Raw genomic sequence first — 1,167 nt, forward strand, 5'->3', positions numbered from 1 at the left:
CGTCGAGCGCCGTCACGGACGGCGCCGTCGCGCCGAGCGCGGTGAGATCGTCGGCGGCGGCGAGGCTCACGTCCTGCGGCACGCGCAGGCCCGCCGCCTTCAGCCCGTGCAGCAGACCGAGCGCCAGGTAGCTGTTGTACGCCACGACGGCGCTCGCCCCGGCCGGCAGCTCGGCGGCGGCGCCGATCCCCGCGTCGAACGTCGGCGGCAGCGGACCGAGTACGCGCATCCGGGCCCCCGCCTCCTCCGTCTGCTCCGCGACGGCCGCGCGCCGCCGCCCGTCGGCCCACGAACCGGGCGGCCCGGACACGTACACGATGTCCCGGTGGCCCAGCTCCAGGAGGTGGCGGGCCAGGGCGGCGGTGCCCGACGCGGTGTCGAGGACCACGGCCGGCAGCCGGCCCACGCGGCGGTCGACCAGGACCAGCGGGCGGCGGGCGGCCAGCTCCCGCAGGGCCGCGTCGCTGCCCACGGGCGCGACCAGCACCACCCCGTCGACCTGCTCCGACAACCGCCCCACCAGCGCGGCCTCGCGCTCGGCGCTGTACTCGGAGACCGTGAGCAGCAGATGGTTGTCGGTCTCCTCGGCGGCCCGCTGCGCGCCCAGCACCAGCGGGGCGAAGAACGGGTTGGCGAGCGTCGGCACCACCAGGCCGACCATGCCCGTACGGCCGGTGGTCAGGGCGCGCGCCGCCCGGTTGGGCTGGAAGCCGAGGCGCTCGGCGGCGGCCCGTACGCTCTCCCGCGTGGGCCCCGCCACGAGCTCCGGGCGCATCAGCGCGCGCGACGCCGTGGCCTTGGACACGCCCGCCTCGCGGGCCACGTCCGCCAGTGTCGACACCGTTCGCTCTCCCCTCCCCGCCGGGCCCGGACGCATCCCGCGCCCGACCCATGTCATCCTATCTGCAACCGCTCTCTGCAACCGGTTTCATCGGAGGTGCGCAGCGACCGGCCAGCGACCGAAGATCCATTCCTCCCATCGAGGCCCGCCAAGGCCCATCGAGGTCCACCGAGGTAGCCATGCCCCACTCCGACGGGACGCCCGTACGGCCGTATGCCGAGCCGCCCGCCGAGCCAACCGCCGAGACGCGCGCCGGACCGGCCGACGATCCAGCCGCCGGGCCGCCCGTCGGGGCGTCGGCCGGGCCGGCCGACGAGCCGCGTACC

At 76.8% G+C, this 1,167-nt stretch carries 1 protein-coding gene; it reads right to left on the reverse strand.

The window, feature by feature from the left end; translation table 11 throughout:
- A partial coding sequence (locus ACFU99_RS44300) for a LacI family DNA-binding transcriptional regulator (RefSeq protein WP_384404547.1) occupies positions 1-841 on the reverse strand: 841 nt, incomplete at its 3' end.
- Positions 842-1,167: the final 326 nt, after the last annotated feature.

Origin of the sequence: Streptomyces sp. NPDC057654 (assembly GCF_042800135.1) — a bacterium.
In the GTDB taxonomy this organism is placed as follows: domain Bacteria; phylum Actinomycetota; class Actinomycetes; order Streptomycetales; family Streptomycetaceae; genus Streptomyces.